Below are 21,769 nucleotides of genomic sequence, written 5' to 3' on the forward strand. Positions count from 1 at the left end.
CCCTTCGGGGCAGGCTTGTATATGGCCACCCATAGCGGCCGTTCTGCAGTTTATGAAATCATTAGCCGCTTTATATTGATGCAGTGGCAGTTTTTTATTCTTGCTATAGAATTCAAAGTCCTGCCTGAATATTTTCTGAACCGTTGTGTTCATGAGTTCCATCGGATGATCAAGAACTCTCAAAGATAGAACACAATCCTGTTATTAACTTCCCCCAGCGCTAGCTGGGCGCGTGCAACAGTGGTTTATACGGAATAAAGCCGTATAAGTAGTTGTAGATTGTGAAAGGCGAACTTTCTAAATACATAGATCCTAAAGGGCTACAGAGAACTCACCTCTTTATAGCCACTTAACAACCCGTTCGCATTTCATCATTTCTTTAAATTCCGCTTAAGCAGCACGTGTGATGAAAATGGCTAAAAGCTTATTAGTTTCAGTGAGTTACAGAATAAAGCAAAGTTTGCTTAAACGAATTCTTTTTACGTAACTTTCGTGCTAGTGCAGTGTTAATGGCCATACATACTCCGTTCATCATGAGCTTGAGAAGGATGCTGGAAATGCACTTCGACAGGCTCAGTGCGAACGGTATGAGGTATAGCGCTATGCTGCACATAGAACTATGTGTGGTGAGGATGCGACATCACAGTGTAGAAATCTTCAGACACGCTACCGCCCATAGACTTCGACTGTATAAAAACAACGAGCGTATGTCCCTGAACTCAATTCGCATCCTGCTGATAGGGTTAGACCCATAAATCATTGAGCGACATTGTGCCAGTAACTTGTAAAAAAGGGTAGGCATAGAGCTAGAACGACTGCAGGCATTTTTGAGGGAGACGCGGATTCCGTTCACCCAGAGCTGTCGAAGGGTATAGGGCTTCGACAGGCTCAGCCCGTACGGGTTTTGAGAGGGTTCAGACAAGTACTAAACGGACAACGTCTACTGAATATACAAAGTTTCAATCATCTTAACCTCTTCATCCGTCAAGGCGACGTTGTCGCAATGCAGGTCCTGGTTCATATGATCGGATTTGGAGGTGCCGGTGAGTGTCAGCATGTCCATTCGGTGTGCGGCTTGAAAAATAACCTGTGCGGCGGTTAAGCCTGTTCGACTGACGATGGCTTGAAACTGGGGGTGACTCAGAATGGCCTGGTTGGCAGTGAGTAACGAGAAACCCTGGTAAATAATGTCGTGTCGCTGGCAGGTGGCCCTCACTTCTCTATCCCAGCCCATTGAGGCAAAGCAACGGTTCTGGACAATTCTTGGGCGAATGGCGGCATGGTGAGTCAGCCCTTCGAGCTGGCGTGCAGAAAAGTTGGCTACGCCCAGCAGTTTGATGTGGCCTTCCCGATACAGCCTTTCCATTTCCATCCAGACTTCCAGGTCTTCTTCTGAAATGCCTTCTCGGTGTGAGGGACCATGCAACAGGTAGGCATCCAGGTAGTCGGTTCCCAGGTGTTCAAGTGTGGATTGGAAGGATTGAAACACCTGTTCTGTCAGGCTGGCAGCAGGATCGTAGGGCAGTCGGTCATCCTGCCCTCTCTGATAAGTAAACTTGGACTGCAGGAAGAGTTGTTCGCGGTTTATTTTTCCCTGCTCGTAGATTTTCTGAAGTCCGTGGCCCACACCAGCTTCAAAGTAATGTTTGCGCTGATTGGCTGTATCAATTCCTGTGAAGCCCTGACTGAGGGCATTCTCTACCAGACCCTGAGTGGCTTCTTCTTTCCAGGCTGTGCCGTAGATAAAGCAGGGAACCTGTACACCGTTAATGTCTCTGGTCGATCGGGCTGTATTGAGTTGGCTCATCGGTTTCACCCTCCCTGAAAGGTATATATTTATTTTTATAGTAAAAATATTCTGCTTCGCCATCGGTCCTGTTGATGGCAGCCATAAATTATTTTGTCCGCTCTTACTGTTTAGATATAGAGCCTGATTATGACTGTTTAGAGTCAGATAGCTGACAGGCTCTGATACTCCGTCAACACAAAGTGGTCGGTCATGCCGCTGACATAATCAATCAATAATCTTGCCCGGTAATACCACTCCAGATCATCCTGTTCTTCACGGGAATAGTCACTTTCAGACAATGATTGCACTGCCAGGTGATAAGCCATTTTATGCTTGCCGGAAAGGCGATGGTAAAGGCGTTGCTCAATAAAGTGTCGGCTGGAATCTTTTTCTGTAATGCCGGCAAACTCTTCGCGGGGTAATTCCAGCAGGGGCTGAAAGATGTCCATCAACCCCATCAGGGCAGAGTACCCCCTGAGTTCCGGTGTTTCCTTTTCCATACTGGTAAACACATAACGGATGGCTACGGTTTTCAGTGTGTCCAGGGCAAGGTGCTGATCGGACTGACCATCAATCAGGGGTTCATCCAGAGTGCCGTCAAAAACTGCCTTGTGCTGTTGCAGGTAACGTTTGGCTGCGTAATCCACCAGATCTCTGACCAGCCGGGTTCTGAGCCGGACAATAAACTCTTGCTTGTTGTTTCCGGCTCTTTTTATGGCCGACTCCATGATATTGGGCAGGTAGTCGTTATGGTCGGTGAACTCTTCCCAGACTTCGTAAAGCCGGAAACGTAAATCACGGAATGACAGAATGCCTTTATCCACGGCGTCTTCAAGATCGGCAATGCAGTAAGAAATGTCGTCAGCGGCTTCCATGATGTAAACCAGAGGGAAGCGGCAGCCTTCCTTTATGTTTAGATGTTGCCAGATATCTTTGACCAGGTTGGCTTCAGAAAAGTAAAAGCCCGGCTTTTTCTTGCGGTAGGCGTCGGCAGAATTTTTATCCGGTTTGGGCTGATAAGGCGTCCGGGTGTACTTCATCAAGGCCGCTAGCTGGGAATAGGTCAGGTTCAGATCCTGAAGGTGATGGATAATTCTTAAGGCCTGGGCATTCCCCTCGTAGGTGAAAAGATCTGGCAGAAGCGTGGATGCCAACAGTTTGGACTGTTGGGTCTGACTCCCGAAGGCTTTTTCATGACAGGTCAGGGCTTTGTCCTGCATCCACCGGCTGATAGCTGCTTCACCAAAATGGCCAAAGGGCGGGTTGCCAACGTCATGCATCAGACAAGCCATTTCCACCAGGTTGATAAAAGCCGTTTCCTGTCCGTTCAGGCCCAGAGATTGTAACTGACCGGATTCAGACAATCTTTGCAGAATGGTCTGGGCCAGAAAGCGGCCGGTCTGCTGCACTTCCAGAGAGTGGGTTAGACGACTGCGAACCGCAGCATTGGTTTCCAGAGGGTAAACCTGGGTTTTCTGCTGCAACCTGCGAATGGCGGCAGACTGAATGATCCGGCCGCGATTACTTTCGGTTTCTGTCAGCAGGTTCCGATCCGGGTCTGCTGAGCTGACCCTGGGGCGGGTGCAGGTGAGCTTAGTAAGGTAGTTCATGCTGATCATAGTCGGCAGAAACCGTTGGAAGGTGAGTTTTGCAATGCCCGGCATGCAGCTGATAGCCACATTCCAGCAGAGGTTGAGTCTTGTGAGTCCATCTGCCATCAATATGTTGTCGGATACGGGCTTTGTTGGGAAAACAACCCGTTACCCATTGCACCATGTTCCATTCATCCCGAACGCCTTTGCTGTTGTAGGGGGAGTAATGGTTCAGGTAGTAATCCAGAAAGGCTTCTCTGCTTTCTTCCTGCCAGGCCACATCCCGGTATAAAGACGGGAATTTCGAGGCTTGTTTATCCAGATGTTGAGACAGCGACTCGCGAGGGTTGTTGTCTGACAGATTCAGCAGGGAAGCCACATCTCGATGATCCATAAAGTAAATCCAGTCAATGGCTCCCTGGCAGTCTTCTCCCATCAGAACCTGAGTCCACATATAAAGATATTCACCGCCGGAAGGCGATTCTCCGTTAACGGATCGAAGTTCGGTTTCGTACTGCCCTGGAAGAATGATTTCCAGTCTTGAGTTGGGATACCTGTGCAGCAGGGCCTGTTTCATCTCTCTGCCAAGAAATTCATTAAAGGCTCGGGCACCTCCGTTGCGGGCGCCCAGTGGCAAACTGATATAGACAATTCGTTTCTGACTTTGGCGCGCGTCTTTAATCTGGTTTCGCAGTGACGTAACCAGTCTTTCTATGTCCTGATCCCAGGCTGGGCGGACATGGTACTGAGTGCCCAGGCAGGTAGTACGAAGCAGTGGGGAAGTGGGTGAAGAGCTGGCAGCCGTCGTGTAAAGACAGAACAGCAGGGCTATGCCAGAAAGCCATCTGGAACGGAATATCATAATATGGTGGGCCGAAGGGAAAATTCAGAAAATTATAGTTACTTTTTCCCGGGTGCCTGACAGGAGAAGTTATGGACGTTGCACCGGATTATCGTTTGCACATGGTGTCAAAACAGCTGCAGAGTCTGGGACAGACTGGTATTCCTGATGGATTTTATATCATAAAGGCTGGAAAAGGTTTTCGGCATCAGTGGGCTGAAATAGCCCATGAGGCAGGAGAGTTTGCGTCCCTTGAAGCGTCTGTCCAACGTTTTGATCTTGAGTTTGCCAGTGCCGAGGAAAGAGAAGTCAGTCATCGAGTACTGTATTTATGCAATAACGAAGATGAAGTAATAGGCTCAGCTACATCCTGGTTTCACCCGCAGCAAAAGCAGCTGGGACGTTTGCACTTTGTAGCCATGAAACCCCGCTATCAGGGCAGAGGGCTGATTCGTCCTTTGTTGGAGGCCACTCTTGATACGCTCCAGCAGTTTCATACCGAGTACTGGCTGACCACTCAGCCCAGAAGTGTGAAAGGCATTAAGCTTTATCTGGACTACGGTTTTCTACCGGTGGTAGAAAATGAGGAAGACAGCCGTGTCTGGAAACATCTTTTCAAAGTATTGGGGCGGGAATGGCGGCCTGATCAGAGCCGGGCTTTGTCTTTTGTTGATCATCCCGCTGCTGACCGTTAAGGCTGATACATTACCTGTGGGTCAGAGAGCGGTGGTGCTTTCCCATACACCAGGACTGAATTGTGCCGAAAACGAATCGTTAATCTGTCTGGATGAGCTTTTGGAACAGCCCGATATATCAACGCTGGCTCGATCCTGCGGTATGGAGTATCAGGGAGTTGCTGTAGTGATTGTCGGGACTGCACTGGTTACTCTGTATACCTCTTTTTATGTTGTGGGTGGGTTAGAATGGACAGGCTTGCTGGCGAGCGCGTTGTTGTCGATGATCAGCCTGGATAAGCTGGCGGCCAGTGCTTTTCTCGCAGGTATGTTCTGCTGGCTGTCGGGAGCTTATCAATGGCTGGCAGGTCCTACAAAGGCGGTATTTTTTGTATTCTCTGTGGGTGGCCATTTTATTCAGCTGGTCTATGACACAGTCAGAAATAAATTTACCATAACCCGGTGGGATGGCACTGATTCCGGTTCCATGTTGGGTCTGATGGATATCTATTGCGACGAATGCGATTAATTACTTTGAAACTGTTTTCAGTTATACAAACAAATAGTCCAGATCAAAGTGGTAGGTACTGAATTCATTTCGAAAAATAAGAACTCATCCCATGGTGTTTAGATTCTAAGTTTGGAGTAGGTCTGGCATGATTACGATGACTATAGAGCTCACTTTATAATAATGATTGATACATCCCAACTACTCATCAATATTCTTCTCTACATCATGCTTCCCCTTTGGGGCATTGCAGGATTCGTTGACTGGTGTTGCCACCGGGCGACAAAAATAGAAATAACTTCAGGTTTTAAAGAATCCTTGATGCACAGCCTGATGGGTATTCAAATTGGGATTCCGATACTTTTATGCCTGCTATTCAGAGTCAATGTGCTGATTTTAATGATTTGTATTCTGACCTGGATTTTGCATGAACTGGTGGCTCACTGGGATGTGCACTATGCATCGACGAGGCGCAAGATCAGTATCTGGGAAATGCATGCCCACAGTTATCTGGCGACACTGCCTTTTTATATGATGATCATGATCATAGTGATTAACTGGGAGGCCTTCTTTAGTTTCATTACCTTGAACTGGCAGGGACAGATACAATTTGTCCCCATGGAATATGCCCATGGTGGAGACAGTTATCTTGCCTATTATTTACTGGCAATGAGTGTGCTTTGCATATTCCCGTATATTGAAGAAAACTTGCGTTGCCTCAAGCAGGCATTGAAGTAATCAGGAATCGAGTTAAATGGACGTTTATATAAACAGTACCGGGCATTATTTGCCCGGTGACCCGATCGATAATGAGACGGTTGAAGAAGTTCTGGGTTATGTTCATGGAAAACCCAGTCGATTAAAACGGCGGATTCTGAAAGCCAATGGCATCCAACGTCGACACTACGCCATAAACGCACTTCACGAAACCCAAATCAGCAACAGTGGCATGGCCGCCAGGGCGGGTTTTGAATGTCTGGATCAAAGCTATTTGAACCGACAGGATATCTCGCTTTTGTCCTGCGCAACCAGTCAGGGCGATCTGGTATTACCAGGCTTTGGCAGTATGGTTCAGGCGGCTATGGAAATTCCTGACGTAGAACTTTTCAGCAGTCACGGTATTTGTTCCAGCAGTATGATGGCTTTAAAAACGGCCTATCTGCATTTGAAAGAAGGGGAGCACAGTAATGCCCTGGTGATTGCCAGTGAGCTGGCTTCCCGTTTGTTTAAAGCCAGTCGTTATGAAGCTATCCAGGGATCAGGGGCAATTGATTTTAATGCGGAGTTCTTGCGTTGGATGCTGTCCGATGGTGCAGGGGCATTATTGCTGGAAAATAAGCCGAGAAAGCAGAGCTTTAAAATTGAATGGATCAAGAGCTTCTCCCATGCAGACTCTTACCCGACTTGCATGTCAGTGGGCAGTCCACTGGATTCTTCAGATACACGAACATGGCAGGATTATGCCACTTACGCTGAAGCGGAAGCAGCAGGCTGCCTGTTGATACGACAGGATGTCCGGCTTTTGGAAAATATCGTCAAGCTGGGGGCTGATGGCTACCTGAGATTACTGGACAAAGGTTTTATCCAGAAAGACGAAGTTGATCATGTTCTCTGCCACTATTCATCCCACCACTTTCGTAACAAGATTTTTGAAATACTGACGATGGCCGGTGCGATGATTCCTGAAGAAAAGTGGTACACAAACCTGTATACAAGAGGCAATACGGGCTGCGCTTCAATCTTTATCATGCTGGATGAATTTCGCCGGACCCAATCCTACGAAGAGGACGATACCCTTCTTTGCATGGTGCCAGAGAGTGGCCGCTTTAATAACGTGTATATGAAGCTGACAGTAGTGGGGGAGAGTTCATGACCGAGAAAGTACTCACAGAAGAAGGTCAGCAGTGTCTGCAGGCATTAATGCGAGTCTGGTTCGACTTCGAGAGAAGCCTGAGCCGGGTGCCTCTCATTCAAAAGCTGGAGCGAGATCTTTTTACTGTTGAAGATTATCGCAAGTTACTCCTGAACATCAGGCAGCAGGTGATTGAAGGCTCCCGATGGATTACCCGTTGTGCATCAAGCTTTGACCGGGAATTCAGTGATGTTCGCTCAGAAGTGATTGCCCATGCCAGGGATGAACATCGTGATTATCTGCTGCTGGAAGAAGATTATGTGGCAGCAGGCGGTGTTCTTTCAGACATTCAGGAGGCTGACAGAAATCCGGGTTCTGAAGCATTGCATGGCTTTTTGATGTACCGGGCCACACAACCTAATCCGATCGATCTGATCGGAGCCATGTGGATTATTGAAGGGCTGGGCCAGAAGATGGCGACTGGCTGGTCTGAACGGATTGAATCCATGCTGAAGGAAGAGAGTAACCCTGGTTCAAATCGTCAAAGATGTACCCGGTTCATGAGGTATCACGGTGAGAATGACTCTGAGCATATGGATAAGCTCTACTCCTTGATCGATCGGGTCTGCAAGACAAAATCGGATCGCAAGGCTATTGTCCGTACAGCGACGGTTGTAGCCAGACTTTATAGTATGCAACTTGAAGAGGTGGACTATGAGTAACCGGTATAGTCCTTATATTGAGGCCATTCGCCATGATAATTCTCTGGAGATAGAGGAAGACGCGGTTAAGCTCTGGCTGAAGGATCTGGATAATCCTTTTCGTTGGGTATTGCGCCCGCTTCTGCAATTCTTTTTTGCCATCCTGCTGCATCTGGTCTGGTTTCTGAAACGACTGCCTTTGCCTCAGTTCAGTGCCCATGAGTTATTACAAAAGCTGATCTGTTGGTTCTGCACACACTTTGTCAGCCATGAAGCGAATCTGTTGATCCTTCGCCATTTTGCCACCGAGTCGAACATTTTGAATTTTCTGGCGGCGAATAGCGGAAAAGAGATTGATCAACCGTTGAAGCTCTATCCCAAACGCATTGCGGATATGATGCGAGACAGCTTTGTAGAGCACGACCAGGAACTGTTCAGGCTGTTTGCCGACATGGGCTGCTGGCAGCATAAGAATGATCCGGTGGCTATTGATAAGCTGTCCTGGGAAAACTGGCAACCAATCGATATGGATGAGTTTCAAATCAAGCCTAAAAAGACTCAGGTACTTGATTTTGAGAGTGCGCATTCGTTGTTTATGTGTCTGTTCTGTCTGCTGCTGACCCGAGAGGAGTATCGGGACGCTATTAATGGATTTAACCTGGATCAGTCTATCGCCATCAGGGTTTCACAATTGATTGGCCAGCCCCATCTAACCGAAACCGCCTATAATAAGCACCCTCATTATCTGGTGGGGCCGTGGAACCTGAGCCAAAGGTTTTTAATGCACGGCTTCTTTACTGAGTATCTCTATGCGACCTTGGAAGCCGTTCGAAAAGAGCACCGTGATTAATTGACATACTCCGTTCATCCTGAGCTTGTCGAAGGATATTGGTGATGCACTTCGACAGGCTCAGTGCGAACGGTATCGGGTATTACTGGTACTCAGCATGAGGGTGAAAGCGAGTTCTTGGTCTCTGTCCATGGCACAATCCGGAGAGAGCGGTATCATAGTCCTATAATCCTACTTTGATTTTATGGATGTTATTTTCACCGAATGCGATTAATCATTGCTGAAAAACCGAGCCTGGGCCGAGCGATTGCTGATGTCCTGCCCCGGCCTCATAAACGACAAGACGGCTATATTGAGACCGCTTCAGGTGATGTTGTCACCTGGTGTATAGGTCACCTGCTGGAGCAGGTTGAGCCTGAAAATTATGATCCTGCTTTCAAGCAATGGCGCTTTGAGCATTTGCCCATTATTCCTCAACAGTGGCAACTGCAACCCCGGAAAAACACCCGCTCCCAGCTGACGGTAATTCGCAAGCTGCTGAAGACGGCCGATGTGATTGTTCATGCCGGCGACCCGGACAGGGAAGGGCAGTTACTGGTGGATGAAGTGCTGGACTACCTCAAGCTCTCCCAAACCCGCAAGAAAAACGTCCGTCGTCTTCTGGTAAACGACTTGAACGGCTCTGCGGTCAAGAAAGCTTTTGATCGAATGCAAAATAATTCTGATTATGTGCCGCTTTCTGTTTCTGCTCTTGCCCGCTCCCGTGCGGATTGGCTCTACGGCATTAACTTAACCCGAGCCTACACCGTACTGGGTAGAAAAGCGGGTTATGGTGGTCTGCTTTCAGTGGGAAGGGTTCAGACACCAGTGCTGGGTCTGGTGGTTCGCAGAGACGAAGAGATTAACAACTTTCAGCCCAAACCTTATTTTGAGGTGTTTGCTCTGCTGGTGACGGATCAGGGCGAGTGTTTTAAGGCCAAATGGCAGCCCAGTGAAGCCTGTCAGCCCTGGATGGATGATGAAGGTCGTGTACTGGATCGGCGTCTTGCTGAAAACGTAGTCAGTCGAATTCAGGGCAAGCAGGGAAAAGTCAGCAAACTGGATAAGAAGCCCGGTAAAGAGTCGCCGCCATTACCTTACTCCTTGTCCGCTTTGCAGATTGATGCCGCCAAACAGTTGAGGATGAGCGCCAAAGAAGTACTGGATGTTTGCCAGAAACTCTATGAACAAAAGCTGGTGACTTACCCCAGATCGGATTGTCGCTATCTTCCGGTGGAGCATTTAAAAGAGGCTCCTGAAGTCTTGGGAGCCATCCGGAGTAACGATGAAAAGCTGGCTAATGCGGTTGACGGAGCTTTMCCTGACAGAAAAAGTAAAGCCTGGAATGACAGCAAGGTGGGGGCTCACCATGCCATCATTCCGACAACAAGACGAGCCGATCTCTACAAAATGGGAGAGCGGGAGCGCAAGTTATACAGCCTGATCGCCCGACAATATGTTGCTCAGTTCTACCCGGATCACCGGTTTTTGGCCAGAAAGGTTCAGGTCATTATTGAAGGCGGATTGTTCACGGCCAGCAGTCGAGAAGTAATGGAAGAGGGATGGAAGGCGTTGTTTCCCCGTAAGTCGTCATCTTCAGCCGATAAAGACGACAGTCAGAGGTTACCGGAGATGAAGGTCGGTGATTCGCTGTTGTGCAAAGAAGCCGAGTTGGCAGAAAAGCAGACACAACCTCCCAAACCTTTTACAGACGCCACGTTGTTGTCAGCCATGACGGGTATTGCCCGTTATGTCAAAGATGCAGAGATCAGAAAGGTGCTGAAAGAAACCGACGGTCTGGGGACAGAAGCAACACGGGCAGGCATTCTGGAGTTATTGTTCAATCGAAAATATCTGACCCGACAGGGAAAAAATATTCATGCCACAGAAACGGGTAAGGCTTTGATTAATGCTTTACCGGAGCCGGTGAGTCAGCCCGATATGACGGCTCAATGGGAAGCGGCTTTGAATCAGATTGTAGAAAGACAAGGTTCCTACCAGTCGTTCATGACGAACCTGGAGCAGACTCTGTCTCAGTTGTTGCAGCAGGCAGGACAGTCAGGAACCATCAATGTGCAGGGTTTGCCTCCGGTATCTAAGTCACGCTTCAAGAAGCGAGGGCGTCGAAGGAAAACCACTGGCAAGGCTTCCTGATTCGGAAAGAATGATTAAAAAATAAACCTTTGCTCACATTTTTCCCCAGAGAGAGTTCAGTTCCATTCTTGAATCTTCGGTTTCTGCTTTAGGCTGTGTTAGAGTGTGATCCTGGTTTTTCTGACTTCCTGCAGTCATGAGCGCCTGGTCTACTCTGGCAACGCTTCTGGCGGTGGATGAACATCATTTCAAACAGGACTATTCCCCCCATGTATAAAGCTTCTCTGGCCATTCTGGTTGGGCTGGGCATGACCGGACTGGCATCCGCTTCGGATAATTATTCTTATACCTGTTCTTACGGCAAGCAGGAGCGCAAGATCGACGTCATGTATCTCCAGCGTGAATCCAGTGTGCCTTGTGAAGTTCGATACACGAAAGATGGGCAGGAAGAAACACTCTGGAATGCCAGTTATACCAAAGGTTACTGTGAAGACAAGGCTGCCGAGTTTGTGAAAAAACAGGAAAGCTGGGGCTGGAGCTGTTCAATAGACAAGCCTGCAATCGACGACAGTCTGCCTGAAGATAAAGAAGTTGAGGCAGAAAAAAAGAATGAAGAAGCCAAAATCTAAGCGATCTGCTTCCTTCGCTGCGTATGGCTTGCTGACCTGATTCAGTTCTGTTTCTGCTGAATTAATAAGGTTATTTCCTGACAGGATCGAACTCTATGGCCAAATACCGGTCATAGAGTTCTATACCTTGATTCAGGAACTTTCCATGTTGCAGTACCGCCTTCTCAACAGGCAGCTATTTCCCGCCCTGTTAGCTCTGATGCTCTTCCTGCAGGCACCAGATTCGTTTTCTTCAGATCAGTGTCAGACAGGATCATGCAGTAGCTCTACCAGATATCTGGCACCTTTGGCTGCTCTTTTTGCGTCTGTCGTTTCCTATTTTTCATGGCCCGGGACTCCCGATAGTTCTGTACCCGGCGATGAAGGGACGTGCAATATCCATCCTTTCGAACTTTGGAAACCCACCCTGAACAGTGACTTCTGCCAGTCTCTGATTTCCAGTAAGAACCGCACAGAAGCGGTGAAACTATTGAGAGAAACGGGAGTCATGCAGCCTGCGACAATGGCCTGCAATAACTGGCAAATAGCTTTATCTGACTACTTCAACTGGCGCTCGCCCGGGAACAACGCCACTCAGTGGCAGGAACTTCCAGTGCATTACGGGGTGTTCCAGATGGCGGCTGAAACGATGGATGAAGGTGAGGCGGTGGACGCTCTGGCTCACTACCCTTCGGTGTTTTCACTGAACTCGATACACATCGATAGTCAGCAGTTTATTCTGAAAGGCTATGTCAGCACTGGCTTTATGATTGCCCCTATGTTGAAAGTGGCCGAATGCTATTTTGTGCCTGAGGAAGAACCCGTTTCTTTCGGTTTTGATGAGTGGAGCGGATTGGTTGGAGGGCGAATGCACTCCCTGTTTAAAGCCGTAAGTGGCCGTTCTATGGGAGACTGGGTCTTAGAGTCCCGTAAACCATTGAGCAAGATTGACATTGATGCCTTGTTCTCTGCCTTGGGCCAGACCCTGGCCAGGTTTCATCTGCGTCACAGAACCTCGAAAATGGAAGGTCTTTCGACCCTGTCCAGAGCGGTGCATCATGACCTTAACTTCAAGAATGTTTTTTACGATGGCAAATCCGGATTTTCATTGATTGATACTATTGGGCTCTCGGTTTCCGTTCTTGAGCCCTCAGCAATCAGGGCTGATTTACAAAGACTGTTTGAAGATATCAAACGATATGGTCTGGATTCTGAAGGCTTTCTTTCTGCCTATGTGGGGGAATGGCCAGAAGACGCCAGAGAAAGTTTGAGGAAAGAAATAAAAGTGCTTGAGGCTGCTATAAAGCTCTGGTAGCTACCGCTGATCATTGCTTCCGATACCTGCTGAATTCGCGCCTACAATGACCTCAGAATAAAAAAGAGGTCATTATGAAGGTCGGTTCAGCTTTAATAATAGTGCTCTTGTGGTCAGGGACAGTCTGGGCAGACACTGAGGCAGATCAGGACGTTGCAATCTGGAATATTCTGGAAAAAAAGACAACCCGTCATGGCTATAAAGGGCCAGTGGATCACTTAAAGGTCATAGACGATGGTTCAATTCAATATGCCTCGAAAGCCGATAGGGATTGGCGTAAAAAACAGAATAAGTCAGTCAGTAAAGATGTCTCTCTGAAAATGCTCAGCTGGCACCTTTCTATGGATGATATGGCCCAGGAGGAAAAGATTGATCACCGGGTCAAACAATTGAAAGGACAGGTGGCCGATCTGTTCAATCAGCATAAAGCCTTCCCCAATCTTTATATTTTTACCGGCATCCGCCCGGTCAGTTCACTGAGGTCACTAAAAGAGCTGTGTCAGGTATTGCTGGGCAGGGACTTCAAACCTGAAGAGACTGAAGAGCGCTGCAGGATTACCAGACAGTATGATCATGGTGTGGAAGCGTCCAGCCCCTATATGCTGGTCTCTGAAGGGATAGCCGTTATTGGCAGGAGTCCGGTAAGAGCTGTGCCCGGAGTTATTGAAGGAACGGGAGGGTATTGCAGTATTCAGCTCAAAGATGAAACCCACAAGCTGGCTTATCTTCTTTATTTCGAAGTATCGACTATCCATGGGTGGACAAAGGTTGCGGTGGTTTCCGGAAATGACCACACCAACATGTCTCTGGCGGGCTATGATCTCGAAGCATTTTGGCGGGACTGTCTGACATACTTTCTGGTGAAAGATTTAAAGGTGGTCAGTCCCGGGGGGGAGCCTGTAGCCGTGCTGGTTCGTTCATTGAACAGGGAAGGATTTGAGAGTGAATTCAGGTTCTGGCTTGAAGCGCCGGAACTGTCGGTCATGGAAAATAAGAAAGACTTTGATCCTGAACAAAATAAGTTGGCTGCGCACGTTGCTTCAGACTTTACCCTCAAAAGAGGAAGACGACAGTTAACGCGTGTGTATTATTATCGACAGGGAAAGTTCAGGCCTACAGAGGGCAAACAAAAAGTGATCTCTGTGCAAAACAGTCATAGCCTGGCCAACAATAATGGATCATCGGATTCCGGAGTAGCCCATTGGGCTGAGGGTGAGAGTCGGGATATTACACCGTTCGCTATTAATTTCAGCACTTTGAAAATACCGGAGAAGCAGGAGTTCAGGGAGGTAAGTCACTGGAGCAGGAGTAACAAGGCTTCAAAGAGCTCAAGCAAGGACGATGATAAACTCTACATTTACCTGCCTGAAGTGACTGACTATTAGAAACGGTTGCTAAAAGAGTGAAGGCCTCCAGAGAGGCCTTCAGACAAAGGTTTTCTATCAGATTTCAGCCGCCAGGCGAGCGCCCTGGTTAATGGCTCGCTTGGCATCCAGTTCAGCCGCTACATCGGCACCACCGATCAGGTGAACTGGCTTGCTTGTGATAGCATCAGCGAGTTCCCTGAGGGGTTCCTGACCCGCACAGATTACTACATTATCGACGTCCAGAATCGTAGGCTCGCCATCGATGGATAAATGGAGACCCTTATCGTCTACCTTATGGTATTCGCAGGAAGGCACCATTTTTACGCCACGTTTGACCATTTCAGTTCTGTGAATCCAGCCGGTGGTTTTACCCAAACCTGCGCCAGGTTTGCTCTTTTTGCGCTGCAGCAGATAAACTTCGCGACTGCTTTCTTCTTCCTGAGTGGCTGCCACCAGACCACCCCGGTGGCTAAGGCTCATGTCGACGCCCCAGTCTTTCATGAACGCTTCTACATCCAGACTGTGGGAAGGACCTTTCTGGGTGATAAATTCACTCAGGTCAAAACCGATGCCACCGGCACCAATCACTGCCACCGTTTTACCGACTTCGGCGCCTTTGAAGACATCGAGATAGTTCAGAACTTTTGGATGATCCAGACCTTCAATGGCAGGTGAGCGAGGCATAACACCTGTGGCAACAATGACTTCATCAAAGTCACTGTTTTCCAGTTCTTCTACAGTTGCCCGGGTGTTGAGTTTCAGCTTCACGCCGGTCAGTTCAACCTGACGCTGGAAGTAACGCAGAGTTTCATTGAATTCTTCTTTGCCGGGGACTTTCTTGGCGATATTGAATTGACCGCCAATTTTGTCGGAAGCTTCAAACAGTGTGACATAATGACCTCGGTAGGCGGCGGTTGTCGCAAAGGACAGACCGGCTGGGCCTGCACCCACAACAGCCAGTTTTTTCGGAGTGTCTGTTGGCAGGTAGTTCAGTTCTGTTTCATGGCAGGCTCTTGGGTTAACCAGACAGCTCACCAGCTTGAGTTCGAAGACATGGTCCAGACATGCCTGGTTGCAGGCGATGCAGGTGTTGATTTCGTCACTGCGGCCTTCTTCTGCCTTATTCACCCATTCAGGGTCGGCGAGCAGAGGGCGTGCCATGGAAACCATATCAGCATCACCTCTGGCCAAAACCGACTCGGCGACTTCAGGCATGTTGATACGGTTGGAGGTGATGACAGGCACCGACAATTCTTTTCTGATTTTGGCCGTCACCCAGGTAAAGGCTGCACGGGGCACCATGGTGGCTATGGTGGGCACACGAGCTTCATGCCAGCCAATACCGGTATTGATAATGGTGGCACCGGCACTTTCAATCTCTTTGCCCAGCTCTACAATCTCATCCCAGCTGCTGCCGCCATCAACCAGATCCAGCATGGATAAGCGATAGATGATGATGAAGTCAGATCCGGTTTTTTCACGTACACGACGAATGACTTCAATGGGCAGGCGAATGCGGTTTTCATAACGGCCACCCCAGTCATCATCGCGATGGTTGGTTTTAGCGGCAATAAACTGGTTAATGAAGTAGCCTTCAGAACCCATGATTTCAACGCCATCGTAACCCGCTTTCTGGGCATTCAGACTGCACTGCACAAAGTCTTCGATCTGGGCATCAATTTCTTCAGGGGTCAGTTCACGGGGTGGAAACGGCGCAATAGGCGCTTGCAAGGCACTGGGAGCAATAGCTTCAGGGTGGTAGGCATAGCGACCCGTATGCAGGATCTGCATGCAAATTTTACCGTCTTCTTCATGCACGGCTTGGGTGACCAGGCTATGACCAGCGATCTCTTCTTCTGTTTTAATCAAAGCCGCATTGGGCAAGCCGCCTGATTCACGGTTGGGAGCAATACCCCCGGTAACGATCAGGCCGACACCGCCTTTGGCTCGCTCACCAAAGTAAGCGGCTAATCGCTCGTAGCCACCCGGATGCTCTTCCAGGTTGGTGTGCATGGAGCCCATCAGTACCCGGTTTTTTAACTGTGTGAAGCCCAGATCCAGTGGCTCCAGCAGGTGAGGGTACAGCTTATGGGGTTCAGAGCTGCGGGCGGCAGTGGTCATTGACAGGTCCTCATCATGTTCTTTTTAAGCAAAGGGTCTTTGTAATTATGTTATCTGGACAGTGTCAAGATAAGGGTGTATGTTGACACTGTCAAGATTGAAAACAAGATTTTCCATTCGTTATTGAGTGAAAGTATGCCGGCCAAAAAAAACTACCATCACGGAGACTTACGACAGAGCCTGATCAATGAGGCCACCCGAATGATTGCCGATTCCGGGATCGAAAAGTTGTCCATGCGGGGTCTGGCTGAGTGTGTTGGTGTTTCTCGCACGGCGGCTTACCACCATTTCAAGGATAAGAATGAGTTGCTCTGTGCCATAGCGGAGCAGGGTTTCAGTCACTGGTATGATCAGATGGGAAGCCGACTCAATGAAGTCCCAGAAGATCTTGAGGCCTGGTTTCGGGCCTTTTCCCATGCCTATATTGATTTTGCCCGAAACCATGCTGAACAGTATGACCTGATGTTTGGCCGACCTATATGGAAGAACGGACAACCCACCGAGTCGCTCAGGAAGATTTCATTTGAAGCCTTTGAGCGCTATGCCGAGTTTGTTAAAAAGTGCCTTCAGGGTGATCAGTTCAGTCATGGGCAGGATGCTTTAAGGGTGGCTCAGGTGACCTGGGGCAGTTTGCATGGCCTGAGTCGTTTGTTGAATGACGGTGTCTATCTCGACAAAGAATCTATCAATAGCATGTGCGATGTGGCCGCCAGGTTACTGGTTCAGAACATGCGCCGATGAGATGGACTCGGACTCATCAAGATTTTTCCAGAACTGATGAGCAGTACGGATATCACTTCTGGCCATGGCTCGACCTGTGGCGGTCATCAGTTTTTTTTCAAAAAGACTTTGCACTTTGCGGGTGGCTGTTAAGGCGTGATCGTAAGGCAGTTTTCGGGTCTCCAGATTACAGGCCAGCTCCCTTGAAATCCCATAAGCTCCCATTAACTCCATAGCATCGGCGTCGAAAACAATCTTGGCTTCAATGGGGGAGCTTTCAGAAATAAGATGGGGCCGGCACAGCCTGACAATTTCAAAAAGCTGATCGCTGACATCCTGTTCCAGACCGGTTTCAGTCAATACTTGTCTGAGCTGATCCGGGTGATCATGGTATTGATGCAGCCAGGCTCCGGCCTCTACCAGAAACGGGTTACCCTTCTCGGACTGATTGATTTTCATAGCGTAACTCACCACCCGCTCTCCATGCTTCAGGTTGTGGTACGGGTCCTGCTTCAAATAGAAGAGGCTGGCTTTTATCTGAATATCTCTAAGGCATTCCCACATCACTTTGCGCTCTGATCCATATTCCTTATGGGGGAAGTGTCGGCAAGGTTGTAGAGGACTTTCAGCCTCACTGATCAAGGGGAAGAATATAAGTACCTTGGTGATCAGCAAGGCACTTATAAAAATGAGAAAGCGTCTGGACACGGTTTCCTGATTCCTTCCTGCCCGAAGGCCGGTGGTAAATCATTTCAGTTTAGTTGGAAAATGCCAGGGCTTTTCGTTCGATGAATCTAACCACCAGAGTCAGGATTCCGGTCAGAGTCAGGTAAATAACGCCAGCCAGTGAGAAAACAGTAAGAGTGTCGTACGTTTGAGCGTTGAGACGAGCGGCATAGCCCATAAGATCCATCAAGGTGATGGTGCTGGCCAGAGATGTACCTTTCATGACCAGAATCATCTCGTTGCCATAGGCAGGCAGTGCACGACGAATGGCGTGGGGCAGAATGATCCGGGTCAGCGCCTGCTGTCGTGTCATGCCCAATGCCATAGCAGCTTCCCACTCTCCGGCGGAAACAGCATCAATAGCACCTTTGAACAGTTGTGTTGAATAGGCTGCACTGTTTAGAGCCAGGGCCAGCATGGCACAAAACCAGGGCTCGCTGAGCAGAGACCAAAGGGCCGTTTCCTGCAGGATAGGAAATTGCGCCGGTCCATAGTAGATCAGGAAAATCTGAACCAGCAAAGGTGTGCCGGTAAACAGCAAAATCTGTAGTTTGACCAGCCATTCCAGGGGTTTAAAGCGCAGGGACAAAACTAATGTAAACAGCAGCGCCAGTATCAGGCCTGTGAACAGACTGGCAAAGGTCAGCTCCAGAGTGGTCTGCAGACCTTTAAGAAGCTGGGGCAGGTATTCGTACATGGATTCCAGCGTCATACATTCACCGTCCTGATGTGTTGACTGGTTTTCTGCTTCATTTTATCCAGACAGTGCTGACTGATCAGGGTGATCACCAGGTAAACGGCACCCGCCGTTGCGTACCAGGTAAAGGGTTCATAAGTCTGGGAAGACACCAGTTGGGCCTGACGTAATAGATCAGTGACACCAATCAGCGCCACCAGAGCGGTATCTTTCAGAAGAACGAGCCATTGGTTGCCGAGTCCGGGCAGAGCATGCCTCCAGGCCTGAGGCAAAATCACCCGGTAGAAACAACGAGCACTACCTATCCCCAGGGCTTTCGCTGCTTCGGTCTGACCACTGGGAACAGCCATAAAAGCACCGCGGAGCGTCTGGCTGGCATAGGCGGAATAAATCAGGGAAAGCGCCACGGTACCGGCTGTGAATGGGCTGATTTCGACAAATTCATCGGTTAACAGGAACAACAAGTGTGTCGCACCAAAATAGATAAAGAAGACCACCAGTATCTCAGGCAATCCTCTTACCACGGTGACCCAGGCAACGGTCAGGTATCTAAGCAATCGGAAGCGACTCAGCTCACCCAGTGCCAGCAGGGTAGCCAAAACCAGTCCCAGCAGCAGTGAAGAGAGTGCCAGTCCAAGCGTCATCAGCGTTGCATTGAAAAAGAGTTCAAGCATGGAAACTACGGTCAGTCAGTCGATAGGAGGCTGCAGTCGTTAACTGCAGCCCGGGTGTGATTGGTCAGGAAGTCTTGTTGAAATATTTGTCGTAAATCTTTTGATAGGTGCCGTTTTCTTTCAACTTGTTCAGGGCAGTATCGAATTTCTTCTTCAACTCGTCCTGTTTACGCACTGCGATACCGTAACCAATGCCAAAGTAATCGGCATCCTTGATTTCCGGGCCCACTTGCCCGTATTGACCTTCCCCTCTTTCTGCCAGCCACTCTTTAGCGACGGCGGTGTCAGCAAAAACAGCATCAACACGACCACTGGTCATATCGAGAAACGCATTCTGGAAGGTGTCGTAAGGACGAACTTTAACACCCTGGCTTTCCAGTTTGTCGATGACATACTGCTGGTGTGTGGAGCCGTTCTGAACGCCTACAGATTTACCTTTCAGGGCTTCAATAGATTTCAGTCCCTTGTCATTTTCAGCGACGAAAATAGCTGAGTTTTCATAGTAAGGGCCACTGAAATCAACCTGCTTGAGGCGATCCGGAGTAATGTCCATACCTGAGATAACCGCATCGAAGCGACGGAATTTCAGGCTGGGAATCAGGCTGTCAAAAGGCTGGTTGCTGAAGGTACATTCGGCCTTCAGTTCACTGCAGATGGCGTTGGCCAGATCAATATCGAAACCTTCCAGCTGATTGTTTTTGCCAACAAACTCAAAAGGAGGGTAGGTGGCTTCCGTGGCAAAGCGAATGGTTTCTTCGGCCTGGGCCTGAACTGCGGAAAGGGTCAGGGCAGTAGCTGCCAGAACAGTGGCGAACATTTTTTTCATTTTCGGTACTCCAGAAATCCGAAAAATTCTTCTAGCAAGAAAGTATCCGGAGGCGAAGGCCTCCAGAAAAGTCAGTGTTCCAGATAGCTGCGGAAAGCTTCTGTTTCAGGGTTGGCAAAACGATCGGATGAACCGTCTTCGACGATATGGCCATCTTCAAGATAGATAACTTTGCTGGCAATTTTCCGGGCAAATTCCACTTCGTGAGTGACTACCACCTGGGTAATACCAGACTGGCTTAACTCTTTTATGACTTCTACCACCTGGTTGGTAATAGCCGGGTCCAGTGCGGCAGTAGGTTCGTCAAATAACAATACGTCAGGTGACAACATCAGGGCACGGGCAATGGCAACACGCTGTTGCTGTCCGCCAGAAAGGGATGAAGGCCAGGCATCGGCTTTTTCAGAGAGGCCTACACGTTCCAGCAATTCTTTGGCTTTGCTGGTGGCTTGCTCTTTAGGCATACCCTGAACCACCGGAGCTTCAATCAGATTGCCCAGAACTGTCATGTGAGGCCAGAGATTGTACTGCTGAAACACCATTCCGACTTTGCGACGCAGTGCGCAAGCCTGTTTATTCAGGCTCTTGCTATCATGATCGCGGGTGAAATTAAAATCCATGTCCGCAACTTTCATGGTGCCCTGATCAGGGGTTTCCAGCAGGTTCAGCATTCTTAACAGGGTACTTTTACCTGCACCACTGGCGCCGAGGAGAACCGTTGTCTCTCCGCGGGGGATATTAAAACTGATGTCTTTGAGAACTTGTGTGGAACCAAAAGCCTTACTGAGGCCCTCTACTACTATGCCCATTGCCTTTCATCTACCATTTTGTAAAAATTCCCGCTTTGGTGAGTATGAAATACAGCGGGCAGTTTATACACTGAACAATTCTTCATCCCCATGGGTGACGAAAAATGGTTTCAGTCGCTCATGGCTGATTTGTGCTCATGACTGTTTGAAACACCCGTTCAGCCAGTGTCTTTTGCATTGGCAGTGTTTCCAGCTCATGGCTGTTTGTGAGAGTCCTGCCGCGATAGGGTTGAAGCGGCGCATCAGCAGAAGTCTGGCCGAGTTGTCACGGCTCGAACAGATTTTAGGGCTGACTGGGTCTGCAGGCTATTTCTTACCGGAAAGCATAGGCCGAACAGACTACGGGTTCACATGGAAAAAAGGATTCTCTTACATGATCATGGATAAAATCAAGTAACATTTGAATATTTATTCATAGATATTGCTTTTTTACCCAGAAGGGTCGGAAACCCCGGTTTTTTTATCTGGGACTTCAGGAGCTATGAACAAAGATTATGGCCAGTCAAAAACAGGAAGAACTCATAAAGGCTTTCAGGCAGTTGCTGAAAGATGAACGCTGTGGCTCCCAGAGCCAGATCGTAGAACAGCTTCAAAACCAGGGATTTGACAACATCAGTCAATCCAAGGTGTCCAGACTGTTGAGCCGTCACGGCGCAGTTCGTGCCCGAAACGCTCGTAATGAACAGGTTTATTGCCTGCCCCCGGAGCTGGGAAAAATGGACTCCAACATCGCTGTCAGGGATCTGGTGGAAGATGTTGCCAATAACGGAATGTTGATTGTCATCAAAACCAGCCCCGGGGCTGCCCAGATGATAGCCCGACTATTGGACTCCATAGGTCGCTCCGATGGCATTCTGGGTTGTGTGGCAGGGGACGACACTATCTTTGTTGCGCCGGTCTCACCTGCTGAGATAGAAAGCCTTCAGGAAAGTATCGTTAAACTGTTTATGTAACAGTCCTGCGAACTGGTGATTGGCCTGTATACAGTGGGTACAGGCCAAAAACAGATTTGAACAACAAGAATAA

The 21,769-nt window shown here is 48.7% G+C and carries 22 protein-coding genes; 12 read left to right on the forward strand and 10 right to left on the reverse strand.

Annotated elements, in window-relative coordinates; all coding sequences use genetic code 11:
* The 4 genes from WG89_RS32995 to WG89_RS31315 all read right to left on the reverse strand — a co-directional run.
* On the reverse strand, nt 1-153 hold a 153-nt coding region (locus WG89_RS32995; protein ID WP_172806888.1), incomplete at its 3' end, for a transposase zinc-binding domain-containing protein.
* 787 nt (nt 154-940) lie between these two features.
* Nucleotides 941-1,807 (reverse strand): aldo/keto reductase family protein, encoded by an 867-nt coding sequence (locus WG89_RS22125; RefSeq protein ID WP_062269883.1) that lies wholly within the window; start codon nt 1,805-1,807, stop codon nt 941-943.
* A gap of 143 nt (nt 1,808-1,950) precedes the next feature.
* Entirely contained in the window at nt 1,951-3,399 is a 1,449-nt protein-coding gene (gene dgt, locus WG89_RS22130) for a dGTPase (RefSeq protein WP_172806889.1), read from the reverse strand.
* Nucleotides 3,383-4,243, reverse strand: coding sequence for a hypothetical protein (locus WG89_RS31315; protein WP_062269885.1), 861 nt, complete (start codon nt 4,241-4,243; stop codon nt 3,383-3,385). The genes dgt and WG89_RS31315 overlap by 17 nt, the downstream gene beginning before the upstream one ends.
* A gap of 71 nt (nt 4,244-4,314) precedes the next feature.
* Here WG89_RS31315 and WG89_RS22140 point away from each other — a divergent pair, with 71 nt between their 5' ends.
* The 10 genes from WG89_RS22140 to WG89_RS22185 all read left to right on the forward strand — a co-directional run bounded on the left by WG89_RS22140 (nt 4,315) and on the right by WG89_RS22185 (nt 14,188).
* Nucleotides 4,315-4,917 carry a GNAT family N-acetyltransferase gene (locus WG89_RS22140; RefSeq protein WP_062269886.1) on the forward strand — a complete coding sequence of 201 codons (603 nt, stop codon included), beginning with the start codon at nt 4,315-4,317 and terminating at the stop codon, nt 4,915-4,917.
* Entirely contained in the window at nt 4,820-5,425 is a 606-nt protein-coding gene (locus WG89_RS22145; RefSeq protein WP_153301754.1) for a hypothetical protein, read from the forward strand. Before WG89_RS22140 ends, WG89_RS22145 begins: the two co-directional genes overlap by 98 nt.
* A gap of 162 nt (nt 5,426-5,587) precedes the next feature.
* On the forward strand, nt 5,588-6,142 hold the full coding sequence (locus WG89_RS22150) for a hypothetical protein (RefSeq protein WP_062269888.1): 555 nt from the start codon (nt 5,588-5,590) through the stop codon (nt 6,140-6,142).
* Nucleotides 6,143-6,158: 16 nt separating this feature from the next.
* Nucleotides 6,159-7,277, forward strand: a complete 1,119-nt coding sequence (locus WG89_RS22155; protein WP_062269889.1) for a beta-ketoacyl-ACP synthase III — start codon at nt 6,159-6,161, stop codon at nt 7,275-7,277.
* Nucleotides 7,274-7,978, forward strand: a complete 705-nt coding sequence (locus WG89_RS22160; RefSeq protein WP_062269890.1) for a hypothetical protein — start codon at nt 7,274-7,276, stop codon at nt 7,976-7,978. The genes WG89_RS22155 and WG89_RS22160 overlap by 4 nt, the downstream gene beginning before the upstream one ends.
* Nucleotides 7,971-8,807 carry a DUF6999 family protein gene (locus tag WG89_RS22165; protein ID WP_062269891.1) on the forward strand — a complete coding sequence of 279 codons (837 nt, stop codon included), beginning with the start codon at nt 7,971-7,973 and terminating at the stop codon, nt 8,805-8,807. Before WG89_RS22160 ends, WG89_RS22165 begins: the two co-directional genes overlap by 8 nt.
* 204 nt (nt 8,808-9,011) lie before the next feature.
* Nucleotides 9,012-10,940: a DNA topoisomerase III gene (locus WG89_RS22170; protein WP_062269892.1), complete on the forward strand. Its 1,929-nt coding sequence runs from the start codon at nt 9,012-9,014 to the stop codon at nt 10,938-10,940.
* 209 nt (nt 10,941-11,149) lie between these two features.
* Entirely contained in the window at nt 11,150-11,509 is a 360-nt protein-coding gene (locus tag WG89_RS22175) for a hypothetical protein (protein ID WP_062269893.1), read from the forward strand.
* A 145-nt stretch (nt 11,510-11,654) separates the two neighbouring features.
* The gene (locus tag WG89_RS22180) at nt 11,655-12,803 is read left to right on the forward strand and encodes a BUD32 family EKC/KEOPS complex subunit (protein ID WP_062269894.1); all 1,149 of its coding nucleotides are present in this window, start codon (nt 11,655-11,657) and stop codon (nt 12,801-12,803) included.
* Between the two features lie 101 nt (nt 12,804-12,904).
* Complete coding sequence (locus tag WG89_RS22185) at nt 12,905-14,188, forward strand: hypothetical protein (RefSeq protein WP_172806890.1); 1,284 nt, start codon at nt 12,905-12,907, stop codon at nt 14,186-14,188.
* A 57-nt stretch (nt 14,189-14,245) separates the two neighbouring features.
* On the opposite strand, the gene WG89_RS22190 is transcribed toward WG89_RS22185, so the two are convergent.
* On the reverse strand, nt 14,246-16,291 hold the full coding sequence (locus WG89_RS22190; protein WP_062269896.1) for an NADPH-dependent 2,4-dienoyl-CoA reductase: 2,046 nt from the start codon (nt 16,289-16,291) through the stop codon (nt 14,246-14,248).
* Between the two features lie 135 nt (nt 16,292-16,426).
* Here WG89_RS22190 and WG89_RS22195 point away from each other — a divergent pair, with 135 nt between their 5' ends.
* A complete protein-coding gene (locus WG89_RS22195; RefSeq protein ID WP_062269908.1) occupies nt 16,427-17,032 on the forward strand; it encodes a TetR/AcrR family transcriptional regulator in 606 nt (201 codons plus the stop codon).
* Here WG89_RS22195 and WG89_RS22200 read toward each other — a convergent pair.
* The 5 genes from WG89_RS22200 to artP form a co-directional block, all read right to left on the reverse strand.
* Nucleotides 17,006-17,719, reverse strand: coding sequence for an HD domain-containing protein (locus WG89_RS22200; RefSeq protein WP_153301755.1), 714 nt, complete (start codon nt 17,717-17,719; stop codon nt 17,006-17,008). The genes WG89_RS22195 and WG89_RS22200 overlap by 27 nt on opposite strands.
* 49 nt (nt 17,720-17,768) lie before the next feature.
* Nucleotides 17,769-18,449, reverse strand: a complete 681-nt coding sequence (gene artM, locus WG89_RS22205; protein ID WP_245662957.1) for an arginine ABC transporter permease ArtM — start codon at nt 18,447-18,449, stop codon at nt 17,769-17,771.
* Nucleotides 18,446-19,108, reverse strand: a complete 663-nt coding sequence (gene artQ / locus WG89_RS22210) for an arginine ABC transporter permease ArtQ (protein WP_062269898.1) — start codon at nt 19,106-19,108, stop codon at nt 18,446-18,448. Before artQ ends, artM begins: the two co-directional genes overlap by 4 nt.
* Before the next feature lie 64 nt (nt 19,109-19,172).
* Nucleotides 19,173-19,934 carry a lysine/arginine/ornithine ABC transporter substrate-binding protein gene (locus WG89_RS22215; protein WP_062269899.1) on the reverse strand — a complete coding sequence of 254 codons (762 nt, stop codon included), beginning with the start codon at nt 19,932-19,934 and terminating at the stop codon, nt 19,173-19,175.
* Between the two features lie 71 nt (nt 19,935-20,005).
* Nucleotides 20,006-20,743: an arginine ABC transporter ATP-binding protein ArtP gene (gene artP / locus WG89_RS22220; protein WP_062269900.1), complete on the reverse strand. Its 738-nt coding sequence runs from the start codon at nt 20,741-20,743 to the stop codon at nt 20,006-20,008.
* Between the two features lie 494 nt (nt 20,744-21,237).
* Between artP and argR the strand changes: the two genes are divergently transcribed.
* Nucleotides 21,238-21,696, forward strand: coding sequence for a transcriptional regulator ArgR (argR, locus tag WG89_RS22230; protein ID WP_062269902.1), 459 nt, complete (start codon nt 21,238-21,240; stop codon nt 21,694-21,696).
* Nucleotides 21,697-21,769 lie beyond the last annotated feature (73 nt).

It is taken from the genome of Endozoicomonas arenosclerae (genome assembly GCF_001562015.1).
Lineage (GTDB): Bacteria > Pseudomonadota > Gammaproteobacteria > Pseudomonadales > Endozoicomonadaceae > Endozoicomonas_A > Endozoicomonas_A arenosclerae.